Source organism: Acetatifactor muris, assembly GCF_024623325.1.
Taxonomy (GTDB): domain Bacteria; phylum Bacillota; class Clostridia; order Lachnospirales; family Lachnospiraceae; genus Acetatifactor; species Acetatifactor muris.
This window is the reverse complement of record NZ_JANJZD010000059.1, coordinates 1-20,147: the sequence shown is the minus strand read 5'-3', so window position 1 is coordinate 20,147 and position 20,147 is coordinate 1. Positions and strand designations below refer to the sequence as shown.

Here is a 20,147-nt window from a genome sequence, read left to right as displayed (position 1 = left end):
TGTCACTAAGAAGGAAGCGGTTTAACATAAGCTTTGCACCGGCACAGTTTATCGAAGAACTGATGAAAATTTAAAAATCCGCAATTTAGGATTTGAGTGGGAGTAAACATTCATGCGTTTGTCGTGTCAAGTCCCATATTTATCTTGACAAATATTTCCAGATAGATTAGAATAATTTTAAATATTTTAAAATCATTCTAAATACATAGACTTCATATTGAGGTTTACGGCATATGACAAAATATGAAAAGGAAATATATGACATTATCAACAGCTCGGCAGAGCATCTGACAGCAGAACAGATATACGGGCAGGTCCGGCAAAAGTATCCCGGCGTGGTGCTTGCAACCATTTATAACAATATCAACCGACTCTGGGATGCCGGATTAATCCGCAGAGTCTCCATAGACGGGATGCCGGATCATTATGACCGGGTAAAACGCCATGATCACCTGGTCTGCAAATGCTGCGGAAAGATTGCGGACATTACCTTTGATGATCTGACCTCATCCCTGCATCAGTCTCTGGGAGAAGAGTTTCTTTACTATGATCTGAAAGTTTTCTACCTCTGCCCCGCCTGCCGACAAAAAAGCAGTGAGCAGCAGAACTTAAAATAAGGAGAACAAAATTATGGACAACAAGACAATGTACAAACTGACCTATGGCCTGTTCGTCTTAACTTCCTCTTTTGAGGGAAAAGACAGCGGCTGTATCATCAACACAGCCGGACAGGTCACTTCCGAACCCAACAGAATCAGTATTGCAGTAAACAAGACAAATTTCACACAGGAACTGGTACAGAAAAGCGGCAGGTTCAATATTTCCGTTTTAAGCGAAAATGCTGATTTCGAGCTGTTCCGTCATTTCGGCTTTCAGTCCGGACGTACCGTGGATAAATTTGCCGGTTTTACGGACTGCAGACGCAGCGCCAACGGCATTTATTATGTGACCGCGGGGACCAACGGCTACATCAGCGCCACAGTGGAACAGACCGTTGACCTGGGAAGCCATACTCTGTTTATCGCTTCCGTGGATGATATGGAAGTACTGTCGGATGCTCCCTCCACAACATATGCTTATTATCAGTCCTCTATCAAGCCAAAGCCCCAACAGCCCGCCACCACCGGCAAGACAGTCTGGCGCTGTACGGTATGCGGACATATATACGAGGGTGAAGAGCTTCCCGCAGATTACATCTGTCCGCTGTGCAAGCACCCCGCTTCCGACTTCGAGAAGGTAACTGTGTAGAAATCAGTGATACAGCCTGAAAACCACGACAGTTCAGACAGACCGGAGAGGCCAGTGAGCTGCCTGGATTATTCAGATAAATAAAATTTCATTTAAGGAGAACAAAACTATGAGCGGAAAATACGCAGGAACACAAACCGAGAAAAATCTCCAGGCAGCATTTGCCGGAGAATCCCAGGCCAGAAACAAGTATACTTATTTTGCCTCTGCAGCCAAAAAAGAAGGCTTTGAGCAGATAGCTGCCCTGTTTCTCAAGACCGCGGACAATGAGAAAGAGCATGCAAAAATGTGGTTCAAAGAATTAAACGGCATCGGCGATACCGCCGCCAATCTGAATGCAGCTGCAGACGGTGAAAATTTCGAGTGGACAGATATGTATGACGGCTTTGCCAAAACCGCTGAGGAAGAAGGATTTCCCGAACTGGCGGCGAAATTCCGCATGGTAGCCGCAATTGAAAAGCATCATGAAGAGCGGTATCGCGCGCTGCTCAGGAACGTGGAAATGGCGGAGGTATTCGCCAGGAGTGAAGTGAAGGTGTGGGAGTGCCGCAACTGCGGTCATGTGGTGGTGGGCACCAAAGCTCCGGAAGTCTGTCCCGTCTGCGCACACCCTCAGGCCTACTTTGAAGTGAGTGCAGACAACTATTAATTGAAGCTCTGTTCTATATAAGCTGTCGGGAAATATGAAATTTTGTCTCTGTCAGATGTTGATGAAGACCTGTTAAATATTTCCCGACGGCTCTTTTTTATCCTGTCAAAAGACATGGAAACAATTGACAAACACACGGTATTTCCCATATAATATGAATGGTTAAATACATAGACCATACTATTTTTACAAGTTGGAGGGGTACCAGAAAATGAAAAGCATTCGAACGAAAATAACCTTATGTCTCATAGTAACCGTTGTGACAGCGCTGGTCGCAGCAGGATTATCCGGTATTATTCCCAATTACCACAGTATCATTTCCACTGTGGACCACATGATGAGCGAAACTGCAGTTCTGGCTGCGGAACGCGTGGAACAGGAACTGACCGCTTACAAAAATGTAGCCATGGACACGGGATGTATTCCAGACTTATCTGATCCGAACTTATCCCCGGATGAAAAAAAGGTCATCATTGATGAGCGCTGTATTATGCATAATTTTCAGCGCGGAAATATCATCGGCACAGACGGTATCAGCATTTTCGACGGAAAGGATTATTCCGACCGCGAATATGTGAAGCAGGCTATGGAAGGCAATGTCTATGTATCGGAACCGCTGATCAGCAAAATCACCGGGGAGCTGTCTATTATGGTTGCCGCACCGCTTTATGCCGACGGGATTTACGGCTCTTCCATTACAGGTGTGGTATACTTTGTTCCTCACGAAACCTTTCTGAATGATATTGTTTCTTCCATACAGATTGGGGAAAACAGCAGAGCTTATATGATTAACAAATCCGGTGATACCATCGCTGATATTACCCTTGATACCATTACTGTCCAGAACATTGAATCCGAAGCGCAGAATGATTCCTCCCTGAAGGATCTGGCGGCAATCCATGAAGCCATGCGCCGTGGGGAAAATGGATTCGGCAGCTATAAAAGCATTGACGGGAACATGTTCATGGCTTATGCTCCTGTAAAAGACACGGACGGCTGGAGTATCGCAGTCACTGCTCCTCAGCTGAACTATCTGTCTACTACCTATACCGGAATGGCAATTAACATTGTTGTAATGATTATATCGGTTCTCATTTCCATCATAGTCGCCCTGTTATTGGCCGGACACATCAGCAGGCCTATGAAAGCCTGTGCGAAGCGGATGCAGCTGCTTGTGGAAGGAGATCTGGACACCCCGATGCCGAAGATCAGCAGTCGTGACGAAACAGGTATGCTGGCGGAATCCACAGCTTCTCTGGTAGAGGGATTGAGCACTATTATACACGATATCAGTTATCTTCTGAACCAGCTGGCAAGTCAGAATCTGGACGTACATACCAGTCATGAAGAAGTGTATGTGGGAAGCTTTCGGAACATCCTGCTTTCCATGCGTCATATGAAGCTGCAGCTCAGCGAAATCATGCGACAGGTGAACCGTTCCGCGGATCAGGTATCCTCCGCAAGTAACCAGTTGTCCGCAAGTGCTCAGACACTCAGCCAGGGTACAACCGAACAGGCCGGTTCCGTACAGGAGCTGGCAGCGCGAATCAACGAGATTTCCGGGCAGGCTAAGGATACGGCCGAGGGCGCGAAGACAGTCCGCAATCAGACGCACCGAACCGGGGAGGAAGTCTCCCTCTGCAACCAGCAGATGCAGAATCTTATGGAAGCCATGGATAAAATTCAGAACAGTTCCAATGAAATTGAGAAGATTCTCAAGACCATAGAGGATATTGCATTCCAGACCAATATACTGGCTCTGAATGCCGCTGTGGAAGCAGCCCGGGCCGGCAGCGCAGGCAAAGGCTTCGCCGTTGTGGCAGAGGAAGTACGCAGTCTGGCAGGCAAATCCGCAGAAGCTGCACAGAACACTTCAGCACTCATCGAGCGCTCTACCGAAGCGGTACATGAAGGCTCCCAGATCGCCAATCACACGGCAGGTATTCTGCTGGAGGTTGTGAACAGTATCCAGTCCGTGGTAGATTCTATTGACACTATCGCCGCGGTATCCACTGAACAGTCAGATGCAGTGTGGCAGGTTTCCGAAGGAATCAACCAGATATCCATAGTGGTACAGACTAACAGCGCAACGGCCGAGGAAGGCGCGGCAGCCAGCGAGCAGCTCTCTGCGGAAGCCGCCGGTTTAAAGCAGCTGGTAAATCAGTTTACCCTTGCCTCTGAGTAATTCTGCAATATAAATCGCTGCCACACCTCTCCAATATTGGTGTGGCAGCGATTTTTCACTTACTCGTAATCACCGCTCCATTCTATATTCTCACCGTCACCGGTATCATCGGGCACGGGATCCGGCTCCGGTGCAGGCACAGGGTCCGGTGCCGGTGCAGGTGCATCATTGTGATCATCATTATCATCATGGTCGTCATTGTCATTATACTCAGGTTCGGAATTTACAGGAGCTGTCGGCGGTGCCGGCGTCTGTGTCACAGCGGGTGTCACGGGACGATTTACACCAGAAGAAGTATTTTGCGGTCTCACTGCTGCAATTTCATCCACAGTAAGCCCGCTGCTCTCCCGGTCCAATGTCTGCAGCTGTGCCGCATATTCTCCGGCCCGGGCATCCGCAAGCTGTGCTGCCAGTGTCTGCCACGCCTCTGACGGCTGCATGACAGGATCTGCCGCTATCAGCTCAGACACGGTTCCGGCACTGTTCCAGCGCACTCCGTCATACCATTCCAGTTCGCCGTCGCGTACACGCAGCTGCAAATCAGCGTCCACAGTACTGCTGTCCTCTCTTTCATCAGAATTTCCTTCCATCGCCTCCCCCGAAACTGCAGAACCCCCGGCGGGTTCCGGCTCCGCATGCGCGTTATCATACATCCTGCATACCGGCACACCTACCGCAACCCCCGCGGAAAATAAAACGATTCCTGCCAGAATTTTAATGATTATTATACCTTTCATCCATATCCCTCCCTGCCCGCATCAACGGGTATCGATTTAATATTCCTCTTCTCAGCTGATCCGTCACTGTCTACAGAACAGATGCTTATCTTCCTTCCACAGTATCCACAATACTTTTTACATAATTATAGCCGCTGCTGCCCGGCCTGAACTCTCCGGCGGCCAGAATCTGTTTCGCCACAGTGTAAATACTGCGGGCTACCGGTGGTCCGTAAATGATCAGCTGGTCTCCGTCATCTCTCTGCAGTACCGCATAGCTGCGGAATGCAAGCTCTGCGGCATACTGCTTCGCAGGCAGCTTGGTAACCACAGACGCAAAGCGATACCGCCCGTCTACCGTCTCAAAGATACGGTCATTCACAACGCCGTTCTCTGTCCAGTAAGAGCGTCCCCCTCCTACCTTCTCGCCTCCCTTGATGAAAGGATACTTCTGCAGATAAGAACCGCTGATAAGCAGTGTGCCATACTCCGTGAGACGATATCCATCCACGCCGCTGCCTAAAAGCCAGGCGCGTTTTCCTGTATCAATACCGGATTTAAAGCGCAGACCTGAATATCCCTGGACCCGGATGGAGAACCCATGGTAGCTCAGCAGATCCTGCAGTTCCGACATTGGTGTTGCCGTACAGATATCGCCCTGCCAGTTCAACCGCCACACATACATTCCTTTGGGTATGTTACGCTCATTATAATAGTACATAACCGCTGTCTTACCAGTCTTATCCGGAAGCTGCAGCGTGTAGCTGCCGCCGTTTTTCGTCGCCGTATATCGAATGCCGTCAATATAGACATCCGGATTGGCGTAACCGGCAGGCGGCGTCAGACTTACAGTGCGCGAAGGCAACGGGGGCGGCGTAGGATCCACCGGCGGGGGCGTGGGCTCCACCGGCGGGGGCGTGGGCTCCGGAACATATTCCACCGTCTGGCGACGCACTATGACTGAATTGCCTGTCCTGGTGGCAACATATACCTTATCTCCCACTGCAGCTGCCTGAAACTCATCTGCCTGTCCGTTTAATCCTTCATAACAGGATACAAAACTGTCTCCTGCAAGGCGCAACATCCCTGCCTGATTCGCAGATGTGTCCAGATAGGCCAGATACACAATCTCGCCCGCCGTCACCAGAGAAGCTCTGAAATAGTTCGACATCTGGGGAACCGCCACCTTCTTCCATGCAGAACCATCCCAGATGGTCAGATGCGGAGAAATCCCCGATGTGCCCGAGAGCCCATAAATCTTCGTATTTGTGCAGTGCAGCAGATTCAGAGTATTGCCATCTGCGCCGTAATCATATACTGTGGTCCAGACTCCCGTTGCAGGATTGTAGGTGTCTATCTTCGCATTTCCGCCTCCAAAATCCGCATATGCCACATAGAACAGGTCACCCCGCTTTACCACAGTGGGATTGCAGAAATCTATGGCGTTGCGGTCATCTGTCACGATTGTCCCGTTCAGATTCCGTATCACAAGCTGCTTCCGTCCCCCCTGTGGTCGCTGATATGCCGCATAAATCTCGTTTCCCTCCACCACAAGCTGCAGCGAATTCGGATAGGATATCGTATCAATCCGAACGGGTACACTCCAGCTGCTGCCATTCCAGACACTGTATACAGGATAACCGGCACCGTCCAGGTATGCCAGATACAGACTGCCGCCGCAGGAAGCCAATGCAGTGACAGAATTCACGCAGGCGGACAGCGTGCTTCCCAATCGCTGCCAGGCACCGGCAGACTCATCCCATCTGACCACACATGCCTGACCCGATGTATTCACATAACTCAAATATAAATTTCCTGCCGGGTCGGAATACAGTTGGGTATCTGACAGCACATCCCGTGCCGCCGTACCTCCCAGCGCCTGCCAGCTGTCGCCGTAATCCGCAAACTCCACCTGAAACGTGATACTATTCTTATCAGCAGAACGCTCCAGATTGCTGATGCGAATCCCGCTGTTGCTGCCGTCAGAATAATGGAGGGTGTTCTGGGAAACAGGGGCTGACAGATCTGTACTGCCATAGGCCGTCTCTCCGGCAGTACCATTCAAAGCGGCTCCCACTGTACTCACTGTGCAGTCGTCAGGAGCTGAGACGCCGGGACGATATACATAGATATAATTCCCTCCGGCGATGTTGGTATGGTCAGGTACACTGTCGTCCACCCGGTACATCAGCAGCCCCTCATCCACCAGATGATCATATTCGCCCATAGGCATCGACTTGCGATATTCCAGACAGATGGTTTGAGAATCTCCCTGGGGCAGAGGCGTCTGGATGGTATAAAGTCGGACCCCGCCGGCAGTGTCCGGCTGACTGACAGCCGTTAACCTGTATGTGCCGCCGGCAGTAATCTCTGCCACACTGCCTCCCTCCAGCCATCCCATTTTCTTTCTGAGATATCCCAGTACATATTGTGGTGTCTGTCCGCCCGCAGAGGCCATTATATCCCATATGCCCACCGGACCTGTAGCTACTTCCGTCCCGCTGCTGACGTTCAGGCGATACAGATCCGGCAGTCCCAGCGAATGCAGGAACTCATGAATGTTCACGCTCTTGTCAAACAGCATGCTGGAGGTCAAAGCATTGTAGTTGCTGACGGAAAGTCCATTGATCTTATCGCTCCCCGAAGAGCTGTTGCCATAGTTGGCTTTGAACGAGCTCTCTGTATTATTGACGACAACATTTCCCTCTACTATAATCGTCAGATTGTCAATCACATTGTCTCTGTCCAGATCCAGAGACTGCTTGCCCACATATAAGGGATCTCCTGGCTGAGCTTTCTGAATTCCTCTGATCACCTCTTCTACTATGGCATCTCCCGTATCATACCCTGTTCGTGATAATTCAAAGACCTGAACACTCTGACTTTCATCCATACGATTGTCTATCTGGGGAAAAAGATTCGTAACCTTTACCTTACCGCAGGTAATTACAGATATGTAATCGGAAAAAGAATTTTCCTTGTTACTGTCGGTCCATGATTTTCTTCCGCTGTACATATTCTTAATGGTTTCCCACTTAACAGCCAGCGTATTTCCCGTTTCTCCCCGCATCTTCACAAGAATGACCAGGTTGGCCATCTCCTTCACAGTTCCCGCTGCCTCCGCCGGCGCATCTCCGGTAATTGCCAGGCCGATAACCAGCAATAGGGCAAGGAGCATGCTGCAACATCTCCTGTACAATTGTCCTCTCTTCTTCACAGTGCACCCCCTTATTCCCATATCTCAAGCCGGGGCAGCCCCAGCGTCTCACAGTCCATGCGAAAAGTGTCTCTGGAAGCACCTTCCTGATAAAGATATCGTCTGCCTCCAACTTCATACGCATATACCACGCCTCCGGCCTGCGTCACCTTCTCCTGCTGCTCTTCCATAATGGAACCGTCCTCTCCCAGAGTACCCGCATAGGTTACACCTTCATACTCCACGGAAAGGGAATTCACACAGATATCCTTGTCCAGAACCGCCTGATATCTCTTATAAAGGGTACCCTCCCTGTCATACCAGCAGACTTCCGCGTCACCGTTGTAAGCGCCCTCCGAGAATACTGCGGAGGCAATCAGACTCCCCGCATCATTGATGCGTCCGTACAGACAGGTTCCGTCAGCGGCAAGAAGATACACCTCTGTCTCATACCCGTCACTCTCAATCTGGGCCTTCAGATTCTCACTCTCATAACAGGTGCGGGTGGCAAATATCTCCGGAGCCTCCTGGAAAGTTTCCCGCCAGTCCTCCCCCTCTGTAACCGAGCGCAGTGCCCCCCCCGTCCTTCTGTGTCAGTGCCTGCTGCAGCGCTGTGACCAACGCGGCTGCCGCATCCTCTTCCGAAGTGTACCGAACTGCCAGATCCTGCAGCAGATGCACATATTTTTCATCAGGATACAATCGAAAGGCCCACCAGAGCATACGACGCTGCGCCACGGCATCTCCGGAATCGGCATATAGCTGTGCCATCTCCAGATAATCTTCCTCATTGCAGAGGTCCCTGGCCAGCAGCTCCTCATAAAAAGCAAGCTTCTCTTCCGGCGCATTTCCCGTGGCTGCAAGGCCGTTTCTCAGTTGCGTTTCTGACTCCATCTGCTTCGGTGATGTCACTTCTTCCGGCTGCGTCTGTGTAGTCGACATATCCGGCTCTTCCACAGACAGTTCATTTCCATTCCCACCTCCGACACAGGCTGTAAGCATGCTGACTGCCAACACCGCAGCCACTGCTGCACACACTGCTTTTTTCATAAATAAAACTTCCTCCTGTACTTTTCTTCATCCTTCCGGCGGTTTCCTGCACACAAAAAACTGTTCATAAAAAACTTTGCATTTTATCTCAGAATCCATTCGCACAGACAAGGCGGCGAAAACCGTAGCGGGCTGCTGCTGATAACAGCGCAGCATGTGTGAACCAAAACAAGCTAAATGTAAAGATTGTTTTATGAACAGTTTCTATCATTACTTACCTGGATTGAGTATACAATAAATCCTGTGAAATTCCAAGCAGTTTTTTCCCTTACTGTGTGACTATAATCACACCTTAAATGTGTAAATCTTTTCTCTCAAATGTCATAATCCCCAGCACATACAGCATGACAGAACCTGCCAAAAGCACAAATATGCCAGCGATTGCACCGCTTTCACCAGCAATCATGCCATCAGGGTTAAAAAGAGTGAAAAACGTGAAATACTTTGCATTTTCCGCCTTTCCGCCAACATTTGCAAGCATCTGTAACACATACATAAATGCCGGGATACCCGCGCCAAATGCAACACTGTATTTCGTATCAGAAAAAATACAGGATGAGAGAAAGCAGATGCTTCCAATAAACAAATGCAGGCACAGTAATCCGCCATTCAATACAAGCAATGCTGTAATGTCCAGTTCTCCCGGAAAACCACTTTCAGCGCAGATTAATTCCACAATTGTACTGTAAAAAACCAACAGCAGAATCCCGCTCACAAGTACCTTCACCTGGGTAAATGCTATCGTACGACGTTTTACAGGTGCGGCAACCAGCGAAACCATGGAACCCTTATCCACGTATTTTGCAATCAGACCATTCCCGCGTAATATGCAGAACAGCATGGGAAAAATCAGCAGTATAAATCCATAAAGGTAAGATACCATAAATCCCAGAAGATCTGCAGAATTCGCTTTCATACCCACAGATGCCATCAATTCCGACATGGCTTCCGTAAAACTGTCCAACATTTTCATCATTTGAGGGTCATACATATTGATGATAACAGAAACATACATGGTAATAACCGCACAAAAAATGATAAGCAACTTAAAGCTTCCTTTTACTTCACGTTTATATAATGCCATATTACTCATTGCTGTCACCTCCGTAATAACTCATAAAGATTTCTTCCAGGCTCTGCTTTGTTGTAACAGTGACTTTCTCCCCGTTGCATACACCGCCGAAATCTGCGGCAAATGCTTTCGCGGCAGCTTCGTCTTCAAGAGTTACCATGTAACTGCGGGTATGACGCTCACGCAATGCTGCGGCAGAATCAACAGCAATCATCCTGCCTTTCCGTATAATGCCGATGCGGTCGCAGGTCCGTTCCACCTCCTCAAACATATGACTTGACATCAAAACCGTTTTTCCACGTTCTTTTTCTTCAGCAACCAGATTAACAAACCTGCTTTGCATCAGCGGGTCAAGTCCGCTGGTTGGTTCGTCAAGAATCAGAATATCCGGGTCGTGCATAAATGCGGCGACGATTCCAAGCTTCTGTTTCATACCTTTACTCATTTTCTTAATCTTGCTTTTGGGGTCTAATTCAAAACGTTCCAGCAATTCCTCCATGCGGCTCTGTGTGCCGATTTTACGATATTCTGCGGTGAATCTCAAAAAATCCGTGCCTGACATATCATCAAAAAAGCTGATTTCACCGGGAATATACCCAAGCCTTGCCTGCACCTTATCCCTTTCGCTCCAGCAGTCCAGACCGTCAATGGTACATTTTCCTGATTTTGGTTTTAGAAATCCCATCAAATGGCGTATGGTTGTTGTCTTACCTGCACCATTCGGCCCCAAAAATCCAAAGGCTTCCCCTTGCTTCACCTGGAAAGATATACCAAATATTCCTTTTCCTCCCCCATAGTCACGTACAAGATTTTCGATTTTAATGACGCCCATAAATATTCCTCCCTAATTTAAATCGCTGCGCGACAGCACTAAAGGGTAAAGTCGCTTCGACACACCTGTAATGAGAGAAACTTTTATTCGAAAGGGTACTCATAAAAGTTCCAAACTAAATATACCTGTTTAAATTAAATTTTCAAGCCCCCAATGCAAAGAACTGATGAAATATCAATAAGCGAATGAAAAATTACAGATAATTATCGATTATGTGGAAAATCATTTACAGCGAAAAGAAGAAGCGATTGACAGTGAAGAAATCTCTAAAATTGCAGGATATTCTATCTCGTACAGTCAGGAAAAATATTCAAACTCAAAAGAAGCCCTGTCTGTTTCAAAGGCAAACAAGGTAGCGCCCCCTTTACGAAACCGATAGAAAGCCCGGCATGACGCACTTTCATGAATCGTCCTTACCATATTTCCATTCAACGGAGCCTTAAGGGGGCGTCCCGATGTTTCCAGCAGACGGGCTTCCAATTCCAGACTGCCCTGTATCACCCGGACTATATTGTTTTGAATTTTGACGACTTTTGCTCCCAGATAAGTAGCCAGCCTATACTCTTTTCCCCGCCATAATACAGCACCTATAATACCGGTAAAATGGATACCCGCCATGGGAATATCCGCCACTGACAGCATCAAAGACCCCTCGGGAAAGAAGCACTGCGTCCAGATATACTCCTTGGGGAATGAACGGCCCCGGTCCCCTTCCCAATACCCCCAGGCATTCCGAAAAAAATATTTCTGCCCATTGATGCACACATTCCCTTTGACCGGATGACGCATACTCCACACGCCATGGCGGCATTCCATAAATGGCACCAGCGTAAACGGTCCCATAATATCATATTTTAACGGAAAAAGCATCCCAAAATCCAATCTTCCACTCACAGTTACCTGCGGTGTGTGCATTGCCAGATGTATGCCTTTTTCACCGAATCGGTTTTCTCCAATAAAAATATTCCGTTTTGTCCGTTGAAAGACGTCCGCCGGGAACATAACTGTCCAGGCATCATTGTCCGTGATGACCTGAATAGAGCAGGTGCGTTTATTCCCTGTGTTGTGAATGGCCGGTATTACCGCCAAAGTCTGTGTATCGGACTGACATTTAAAATACCAGCCATAAAAAGAATGATGCATATGCTTTCTCCATGAAAAATAATACTTATTTTACCACGGATCCATTCGATTTATTCATAGGGCAGAAAGGTACAGCGATATCATATCCAAATCAGACAGGGCACATAAAGGATACTTACCGTGTAAACATATTACCTAAATCTCCAACTTTCCAGGTTCAATCCTTCCATTCCTGATCTGCACAATCTCATCTGCTTCATTGGCCAGATATTTACTATGCGTAACCACAATTACACATTTCCCCAGTTCATGGGCAGTCCGCTTTAACAGAGCAACGATCCCTTCTGCGGTCTGTTCATCCAGATTTCCCGTAGGTTCGTCCGCCAGTAAAACCTTTGCTTTGCTTGCCAGCGCTCTTGCAATCGCTACCCGCTGCTGCTGCCCGCCGGACAGTTTCATTACATTTCGTTTCCATGCCTCCTTCGGAAGATTCACTTTTGAAAGCAGTTCTTCGGGCCGGTCTGTTCCTCCCAATTTTACATTTTCCTCCGCAGTCAGATAATCAATCAGATTATATTCCTGAAAAACCAGAGATACATGGTTCCTTCTGTGAGCATTCAGTCCTTTCATAAGGATATCTTCCCCTTCATAGAGAACAGCCCCTCGGGTTGGACTGTCAAGCCCTGCCAGCAAGGACAAAAGCGTTGTTTTTCCGGCCCCGCTGGCTCCAATGATGGTATAAAACTTTTTTTCTTCAAACCGGACAGTAATATTGTTTAAAACTTTTCTGTCCTTTTGGGACTTATACGCATATTCTACATTTTTTGCTTCTAATATCATTCAGCTTTCCTCCATTTCCCAGTTCGGTTTTTTTATAGACTTCCTGACGCTACCAATTTTCCAGAAGCTGCCTCATTAAAAAATTCTGCTAATCCTTTGGCAATCACCACTCGCTGCTTACTCAGGAATTAATACATTGGTGTACTGGAGTCTATAACCTTTCATGCAACAGCCCATTAATACCTTTTCATAAATCCTGCAGGATATCCCTGGGATTCCTTTTCAGGATGGCGATTCCCGATACACAGACGGATATTGTAATCAGCAGGGCAATTCCCGCAGCATCCTGCATTACCATCCCGGAGGTAATTTCCGCCTGCACCCCCAACACATCCTGCCCTGATTTCTCGTAGGAAAATGCCACTTTTCCCTCATCCAGTAACTCCTGTTCTTCCCCGCTCCGGATCTGCTGTTCCGCCAGATAATCCGCTGTCAGACCTGACACGCCCGGCGCCGCCAGAAAGGAAAGCACCACAGCCGCCGCCCCAATCATAAGCGCTTCTGTCATCATCTGTTGTAAAATCTGCCTCTTTGAAGTCCCCATTGACAGCATAATTCCAATTTCCCGATTCCGGCTTTTCATCCAGAACTGAAAAATCAGAAACAGGATAACCAGGCCTGCCCCCGAAATAACCCAGACGAAAACTCTGCTGTACTTCTCCATTTCGTTAAAATTGGCGGACAGGGTATTCATATTTCCGTTATTGTCAATCAGATCATACCGTTCCCAGGCGATTTCTGCCTCCGTGACCCTTTTCTTTACGGTTTCATAGTCATTCACATCCGCAATCTTGAAATATGCCTTCTCATATAAGGGGTCCCCTGCTTTTCCGTCCACCTTTTCGGGGAAATCCAAATCCGTAAAAATAATATTTTCAGATCGGTAGGTATCTCCGAACATATACGGGGCTATTGGCTGATTCACCTGATAGATGCCCACAACTTCCGCTTCATAAGTCATGGAATCCTCGTTCTCACGGCATTTGCCGAATCGGATTCTGCTGCCGATCTGTAATTGATTTTGATCTGCAAGCTCTGCGGAAATGACACACACATCCTGTTCCCCTTCTTTCACCATTCTGCCCTCTTTGATAAAGGCATTGCCCGAAAGAAAATTAGAGTCCATGGACATATCTTTGTTTCCAACCAGTGACACGCCGCCGAGATCGCTGTACTGGTCCACATCCTCATCCTCAATGCGGATAAAATCAACCGGTCTTACGGCAGTTGTAACTGTTGTAATATTGTAGTCGGCAATCCCTTCCGTGCCTGCTATTGTTTCAATATCCTCCACCAACAGCGTTTCAAAAGAATTGTCCGTCCATGTTCTCCAGTTTTCAAATCCGTTTATTGTCACTTTTTCCTGATGGTATCCGCCCAGGCTGCCTTCCTTATGGCCAAGCTGCCCTGCTAACACATCAATCCTTCGGTGCCTGTCTGCTTCATTTTCCTCCAGCAGAAGCCCTGCCCCGATTGCCTGCCTTGTGTGATCCTGCATTTGAATCGTTGCCTTCCCGCTGCTCATTCCGGACAGCAGCAACAGGCTGATGGTAAACACCGTCACAAACAGCAGGACGCTTTTTACCGGCTTTCTCATAACGCAGCACCATGCCAAATGAAAACCTGTCATTTCCTAGCCCTCCATTTTTGATAAAATGTCTTTTGGATTTGTTCTGAAAACAGGCAGCAGTGAAATACAGACCGCCGCCACTGCCATACAGCCTCCTGCAAAGAACATGGCTGCAAGGTCCCCTGCCTGCAGGGAAACGGATAAAAGGACTGCCGTATTGTCTTCCATGAGCAGTTTTTCCATCATTCCTGCCATTCCGCTTCCGATGACACAGGCGCCCAGTACAGACAGGCAAAAGACCGCTGCCGTTTCCACAAAAACCTGCAGGAAAATACCCTTTTTTCTTGTTCCCATACTGATAAAGACAGCTGTTTCTCTTTTTCTCCCCCGCATCCACATACAGAGCAGCAGGGACGTGATGGTTACCCCTGCGGCCAAAGTAAACAGCAGCAACAGTTTCATCACACGGACGATTCTGTTCAGCGGCACCTCCAACTGGCGATATAACATATCAGCAGTTGTGATTTTCACTCTGTCCTCTAAAATATCCTCTAATTCCCGCACCAGAACCTCTATCCCTTCCGGATTTTTGGTATAGACTGCTATCTTCCGGTAAGCTGCATGCTCAAACAGTTCCTGATAGGATGCATTGTCCACAAAAATCTGGTTTTCAACACGGTTCACTGCCGGCATGGTATTCATCTGGTTCCTCTCGCTTCCCGCAGAGAAGATACCGATAATCTTTACGCTGATGACAGTCCCGTTTTCTGTCCCCACTTTCATCTTGTCTCCGATTGCAAGACCATTGGCATCCGCCAGAACATAATTGATCACAGCCCCTTTTTCAGAATCCTCCGTAATCAGCTTTCCCTTCATCAGGCGGTATCTTACCTCACTGAAGGCACTGTCCCGCTCCAGGTCATCATAGGACAGCAGCGTTACTTTCCGATTATTTTCTTCTTCGGAGTCGCTGTTTGTAACAGGGTTAAAATCAACCGGATAAACGGCGCTGCTGCCCAGGCGGTTGACGAAAGTTACTCCGTCCAGGTCCCGAATTGCTCTCAATTCCTTTTCGGTTATCATCTGACTGTTCCCCTTCACCTCCGGTACTGCCTTGGTTCCCATCTTTTCCTGCATGGTAAGCCGGGAATCTTCCGTGGCGTGGAGAATCATGCAGGAACTCAAGATCATGCTGTTGATAAACAGCAATACCAACAGCAAAATACATGCCTTAGACTTCTTTCGGCACAAATACCGGAATGCAAGCTGATAAAATTTCAAAATCAATCCCTCCTGTTCAGGCTGTCCTGTGACATATGATAATTTTGGTTGCCGATATATGATGCGTATCCTCAAAGCTTCCATAGATAATCACACTGGCCTGTTTCTTGATGTCAGCTATGTTCGCCTGCTCCAATTCCGCCTCCCCGGTTGAAGTATAGATGGTTGCAATCTGAACCACACAGCCCTCCTCATATGTCACCACTACATTTGTATCCTCGCTTTCATGCCCGGGCGCGGCAATGACACCGGTATTTCCACCGTCTTCCGTTACGACAGGGCTTATTGTACAACTGTCATCAGAAAATTCCACAACGCTTCCTGTTATGGCCGCCGCTGCATACAGACTCTCTGCATCCACTTTCTCATCTGCGGCAGTCGGTATGGTATTATCCTGATTCTCCCGGGAAGCGTCCGCCCCGTCTGTTCCATTCCCATCCGGCAGGTCATTGCCCTCTGCCTGGTCTGTATAATCTCCTTCAGAGCCAGTGCTGTCCCGGTCATCTAATATGACGCTTTGGTCCTCTGTTCCCTGCCTCTCCCGGCTCCCTGTCCTTTCCTCTGCTCCGGTGCTGCATCCTGTAAGAGCTGACAGGCACAATCCAATTACAAAACCTTTCCACATTTTTTGATTTTTCATCCTGAAATCTCCTTTCTGTTTTTTGCAGTATAACAGCAAAGTCCTAAAAAAATCCTGTAACCGGAATCAAATTAAATGTGAATTTTTATAGGATTTTTATAGAATTCTCTGCTATACTATATAAGAAAGGGGATTTAATCTCATGAAAATACTACTGCTTGAAGATGATATAGAACTCTGCAGCTCCATACAGGATGAACTGCAAAAAGCCGGATATGTAGTTGACTGCTGCCATGACGGGGAAACAGCCATGCTCCATGCACTCAATATAGAATACTGCTATGATCTGGCAGTCATTGACCGTATGCTCCCCATCATTGACGGAATGACCATTATTAAGGCCATGCGCCGGAAGGGAATTGCAATCCCGGTCATTATTATTACAGGGATGTCTGCGCTGAATGACAGAATAGAAGGACTGGATAACGGCGCGGATGACTATCTGGTAAAGCCCTTTCATATCCCGGAACTGCTTGCCCGCATCCGGGCACTGGTCAGGCGTCCGGCAGAAATCAGGCAGGAAACATGTACCTGTTTCTCCGATCTGTCTTTCAACCAAGCGGAGCATATCCTTTCATGCGGTACAAATTCCCTGCTTTTAACCGCAAGGGAATCGGAAGTATTATCCGTTTTTATCAGCCGCCCCCAGTCTCTCATCTCCAGAGAGCAGCTGATCTACAAAATCTGGGGAACCGATACGGATATCGTCCCCGGAAACGTGGATAATTATATTTCGTTTCTTCGAAAGAGACTGAAAGAACTGGGGAGCATTTGTGAAATAAAAACGATTTACGGCTCTGGTTACAGATTGGAGACCAAAAATGCTGAATAAACTATATCAAAAACTATATATCATTTTTATCAGTTCCATGATGCTGATCATAACCGCCGTTATCGGAGTATTATACATAAATTCTGTAGATAATGAACAGCGGGTAAACAGCACTTTCTTCGGACGGCTCGCCACGCTGATGATTTATGAATTGGAGAATCCAAAAAATCATCCCCGGAAGGTTATTCAGCCTTATGAAAGCAGCTATTCTATTTTCGCCCTGCTCACAGATCCACAGGGAAATGTGATTTATGAAAGCGCTATCTCGTTTCCAACAGATAGAAACCTTTTATTAGATCGATTTTCGGAGCGGACAAACACGGAATCTACCACGGTCCTACAGCAGACTTCCGCCACAACACAAGGCGGGATTATAACCATTTCCGGTATCTCCCATGATACCTATTGGGGAATACCGGCTACAATCGTTGACAAAGACGGTTCCCTGTTCCATCTGTATTTGCTGCAGCAGAATAAGATATCATTTGAACTGATCAAAAAACAGTTATTTTTTTATATTCTCATATGGCTTATTTCTCTATTATGCGTAACAACCATCAGCCATTTTTTACTGAAATATGCCATGAAGCCAACCGAAATGGTATTGAAAAGCCAGAAGGATTTTATTGCCTCTGCTTCCCATGAATTAAAGGCGCCGCTTGCCGTCATTCTTGCCAACAATGATAAAATAAACGGCTTAAGCAGGGAGCTTCCCCCTATCCGGAAGGCCACAGCCGTTATAGACACGGAACTTCTGCATATGTCCAAATTAATAAAAGATATGCTTTTTCTGGCTTCTTCAGATGCCGGGACACGCTCCGTTTATAAAACAATGGTAAATCTTGACACCTTATTGATTACGCTTTATGAAGCCTTTGAACCGGTATGCAGCCGGAAAGGAATACCTTTGGATGCAGATTTTATGGATATCCGTTTTCCCCAACTATACACAGACCGGGAATGCCTTTTTCAGATTTTAAGCATTTTTATGGAGAATGCCGTTTCGCATTCCGAAACGAAAGCGGCCATCCAGATAAAAGCCTCTCTGTCACGCAGGGCTGTCACTATTTCTGTCATTGACCACGGACAGGGTATTTCCGCCCAGGACAAACCTTACATTTTTGACCGCTTTTACTGTGCCGATAAGTCCCATACAGATAAGTCACATTTCGGTCTCGGACTAAGCATAGCTAAAGAATTGGCAGGCTTTTTGTCCGGGAATGTGGGGGTAAGGGATACGGAAGGCGGCGGGGCTTCTTTTTTTCTTACGCTTCCGTTAAAATGAGAACCCCAATTGCCCAAAGGTTAATGAGTTTGTCACTTCTGCCAGAGCAGTATATTGTCCTGAAATCCAGCTGACAATTTCCCGGTATCTTTCAGCCACGAAAGGTAGGAGCGCACTGTGCTGCCCACCAACACATGCTGCTCAAAGTTCATGGAAAGTCCATAACCTTTGAACACTTCCTGCAAAATCCTCTCAAAACATATCGGCTCCTTGCAGATGGATAAAATCTTCTCTGCAATGCTCTGTACCTTATCCCTGTTGTAGCGGACAAGTTCCTTCACATCAGCAGCTGCATCCACATGGGCTGGAACGAACATTGTCGCCTCCATTCTCTCCACCATATCCAGTGTTTCCAGATAAGCTCCCACATCATAAATGAATGAAACTTTCATCTGAAATTTCCTTGCCGCTTTCTCCTGCCAATACATAAATGTTATCTGCATCACAGGTAACAGACATTGCAGGCATATTGCTAATCAATTTTTTGTTGTTCCCGTCCTTGTCACAGGAATACACACCGCCGCCGTCTGTTCTGGACACATAATAGATGGACTGTTCATCCATACAGAAATCATGTGCAATTATATTTTCATACAGGGTAGTTTCGCCCCTTGAAACATTGTACCTTGTCAATACTGATTGCCTGTTTTTATAAAAGATATTTTCTCCATCAAATGAGATATTTCCGTTTGTGGGAATGTCAAGTTTTGTAATGCTTTTGGTGGAGCGATCAGCTCCACCACTGATACCTTTGTTATGCTGCTGTGATAGGGTAATCCCCATCAGGCAGACCGTATTTGAACCTGTAAAATCCATATTCAACAAACGAGATGCTCACACACATCAGGAAGACGCCTGCAATAACAATAAGCAGCTTATGCAGAACGCTTTTTCGGCCCTCCTTTGAGGTCAAAATCAGAGCGTCCATTTGGCAGCTATACTCGGAGCAGAATACAGGCGTAACCAAAAGTAAAATACCGAGGAAAAGAACAAAAGGAAGCGTATCTCCGCCATGTTATGCCGCTGCTGCTACTCATATTCCCCACCCGTATCATTTATCTTGTATGCCTGTGGTTTTCCATCCAAAAAGAGCAGAAAGCCAATGTTATTTAATTTTCCTTCTGCCACAAACTGATAGTCCAAAGTAAATTCTCCGCCCTTATACTCATACGGTAAAACGTTGTGGGCATCATCTCTGGCAGGATTCACTTCCCCGTGACTGAGCGCCCCTAAAGAACCACTTTCCTCTGATTGTGCGAATGGATTTTCCTCTGTGTTTTGCAGGGGAGGTGCATCCTCGTCCCTAATGTTATAATTTCCGCAGGCTGTGGCAGTAAATAGCAAACCACAAATCATAACCAGTGATAATAGTCGTTTTCCCATGGTTGTTTCTTCTCCTTGTTTCACTTTGACACAATAACAGAATCAAAAGGCAGGTTCTATTACCTGAGTTCCATTATCTAAGTTCTATTGTAAAAGTCGAAAGTCAAAATGTGGTCAAGAAGCTGGAAAAAATCAAAAAAGCACCGCCGCAAATTTCCGGTTCTTTCTGAACTTTGGGTATGAAAGCACCGCAATTAAGCCGTCAGATAAGTGTTCTGACGGCTTAATTTATATCAGATCCATAAGGGTAAAATCTTTAGTTTTGATCAGAAAAGCGAGCTTGCA

At 47.1% G+C, this 20,147-nt stretch carries 20 protein-coding genes; 6 read left to right on the top strand and 14 right to left on the bottom strand.

Annotated features, from left to right (window positions below; all coding sequences use genetic code 11):
- Window positions 1-233 precede the first annotated feature (233 nt).
- The 4 genes from NSB25_RS27615 to NSB25_RS27600 all read left to right on the top strand — a co-directional run bounded on the left by NSB25_RS27615 (window position 234) and on the right by NSB25_RS27600 (window position 4,082).
- Window positions 234-617, top strand: coding sequence for a Fur family transcriptional regulator (locus tag NSB25_RS27615; protein ID WP_103242446.1), 384 nt, complete (start codon window positions 234-236; stop codon window positions 615-617).
- Between the two features lie 13 nt (window positions 618-630).
- Window positions 631-1,248 (top strand): flavin reductase, encoded by a 618-nt coding sequence (locus NSB25_RS27610; protein ID WP_103242447.1) that lies wholly within the window; start codon window positions 631-633, stop codon window positions 1,246-1,248.
- Between the two features lie 109 nt (window positions 1,249-1,357).
- Window positions 1,358-1,897 carry a rubrerythrin gene (gene rbr / locus NSB25_RS27605; RefSeq protein ID WP_103242448.1) on the top strand — a complete coding sequence of 180 codons (540 nt, stop codon included), beginning with the start codon at window positions 1,358-1,360 and terminating at the stop codon, window positions 1,895-1,897.
- Between the two features lie 211 nt (window positions 1,898-2,108).
- Window positions 2,109-4,082, top strand: coding sequence for a methyl-accepting chemotaxis protein (locus NSB25_RS27600; RefSeq protein WP_103242449.1), 1,974 nt, complete (start codon window positions 2,109-2,111; stop codon window positions 4,080-4,082).
- A 59-nt stretch (window positions 4,083-4,141) separates the two neighbouring features.
- On the opposite strand, the gene NSB25_RS27595 is transcribed toward NSB25_RS27600, so the two are convergent.
- The 11 genes from NSB25_RS27595 to NSB25_RS27545 form a co-directional block, all read right to left on the bottom strand.
- Window positions 4,142-4,819 (bottom strand): hypothetical protein, encoded by a 678-nt coding sequence (locus NSB25_RS27595; RefSeq protein WP_103242450.1) that lies wholly within the window; start codon window positions 4,817-4,819, stop codon window positions 4,142-4,144.
- Between the two features lie 85 nt (window positions 4,820-4,904).
- Complete coding sequence (locus NSB25_RS27590; RefSeq protein WP_146040205.1) at window positions 4,905-8,015, bottom strand: metallopeptidase domain-containing protein; 3,111 nt, start codon at window positions 8,013-8,015, stop codon at window positions 4,905-4,907.
- An 11-nt stretch (window positions 8,016-8,026) separates the two neighbouring features.
- The gene (locus NSB25_RS27585; RefSeq protein WP_103242452.1) at window positions 8,027-8,434 is read right to left on the bottom strand and encodes a hypothetical protein; all 408 of its coding nucleotides are present in this window, start codon (window positions 8,432-8,434) and stop codon (window positions 8,027-8,029) included.
- A gap of 49 nt (window positions 8,435-8,483) precedes the next feature.
- Window positions 8,484-9,044 carry a hypothetical protein gene (locus NSB25_RS27580; RefSeq protein WP_103242453.1) on the bottom strand — a complete coding sequence of 187 codons (561 nt, stop codon included), beginning with the start codon at window positions 9,042-9,044 and terminating at the stop codon, window positions 8,484-8,486.
- Window positions 9,045-9,336: 292 nt separating this feature from the next.
- On the bottom strand, window positions 9,337-10,137 hold the full coding sequence (locus NSB25_RS27575; RefSeq protein ID WP_103242454.1) for a hypothetical protein: 801 nt from the start codon (window positions 10,135-10,137) through the stop codon (window positions 9,337-9,339).
- On the bottom strand, window positions 10,130-10,948 hold the full coding sequence (locus tag NSB25_RS27570) for an ABC transporter ATP-binding protein (RefSeq protein WP_103242455.1): 819 nt from the start codon (window positions 10,946-10,948) through the stop codon (window positions 10,130-10,132). The genes NSB25_RS27575 and NSB25_RS27570 overlap by 8 nt, the downstream gene beginning before the upstream one ends.
- 297 nt (window positions 10,949-11,245) lie before the next feature.
- Window positions 11,246-12,091: a hypothetical protein gene (locus NSB25_RS27565; RefSeq protein WP_103242456.1), complete on the bottom strand. Its 846-nt coding sequence runs from the start codon at window positions 12,089-12,091 to the stop codon at window positions 11,246-11,248.
- A gap of 135 nt (window positions 12,092-12,226) precedes the next feature.
- The gene (locus tag NSB25_RS27560; protein ID WP_103242457.1) at window positions 12,227-12,871 is read right to left on the bottom strand and encodes an ABC transporter ATP-binding protein; all 645 of its coding nucleotides are present in this window, start codon (window positions 12,869-12,871) and stop codon (window positions 12,227-12,229) included.
- 187 nt (window positions 12,872-13,058) lie between these two features.
- Complete coding sequence (locus NSB25_RS27555; RefSeq protein ID WP_103242458.1) at window positions 13,059-14,501, bottom strand: ABC transporter permease; 1,443 nt, start codon at window positions 14,499-14,501, stop codon at window positions 13,059-13,061.
- Between the two features lie 3 nt (window positions 14,502-14,504).
- A complete protein-coding gene (locus NSB25_RS27550) occupies window positions 14,505-15,722 on the bottom strand; it encodes an ABC transporter permease (protein ID WP_242982625.1) in 1,218 nt (405 codons plus the stop codon).
- 16 nt (window positions 15,723-15,738) lie between these two features.
- A complete protein-coding gene (locus NSB25_RS27545) occupies window positions 15,739-16,362 on the bottom strand; it encodes a hypothetical protein (protein ID WP_146040206.1) in 624 nt (207 codons plus the stop codon).
- A gap of 142 nt (window positions 16,363-16,504) precedes the next feature.
- Between NSB25_RS27545 and NSB25_RS27540 the strand changes: the two genes are divergently transcribed.
- Window positions 16,505-17,194 (top strand): response regulator transcription factor, encoded by a 690-nt coding sequence (locus NSB25_RS27540; RefSeq protein WP_103242461.1) that lies wholly within the window; start codon window positions 16,505-16,507, stop codon window positions 17,192-17,194.
- Window positions 17,184-18,479, top strand: a complete 1,296-nt coding sequence (locus tag NSB25_RS27535) for a sensor histidine kinase (RefSeq protein ID WP_103242462.1) — start codon at window positions 17,184-17,186, stop codon at window positions 18,477-18,479. The genes NSB25_RS27540 and NSB25_RS27535 overlap by 11 nt, the downstream gene beginning before the upstream one ends.
- 32 nt (window positions 18,480-18,511) lie before the next feature.
- Here NSB25_RS27535 and NSB25_RS27530 read toward each other — a convergent pair whose 3' ends face one another.
- The 3 genes from NSB25_RS27530 to NSB25_RS27520 form a co-directional block, all read right to left on the bottom strand.
- Entirely contained in the window at window positions 18,512-18,871 is a 360-nt protein-coding gene (locus NSB25_RS27530; RefSeq protein ID WP_242982626.1) for a hypothetical protein, read from the bottom strand.
- Window positions 18,849-19,295, bottom strand: coding sequence for a DUF5050 domain-containing protein (locus NSB25_RS27525; RefSeq protein ID WP_242982628.1), 447 nt, complete (start codon window positions 19,293-19,295; stop codon window positions 18,849-18,851). Before NSB25_RS27525 ends, NSB25_RS27530 begins: the two co-directional genes overlap by 23 nt.
- A 213-nt stretch (window positions 19,296-19,508) precedes the next feature.
- A complete protein-coding gene (locus tag NSB25_RS27520) occupies window positions 19,509-19,862 on the bottom strand; it encodes a hypothetical protein (protein ID WP_242982627.1) in 354 nt (117 codons plus the stop codon).
- Between the last annotated feature and the right edge of the window lie 285 nt (window positions 19,863-20,147).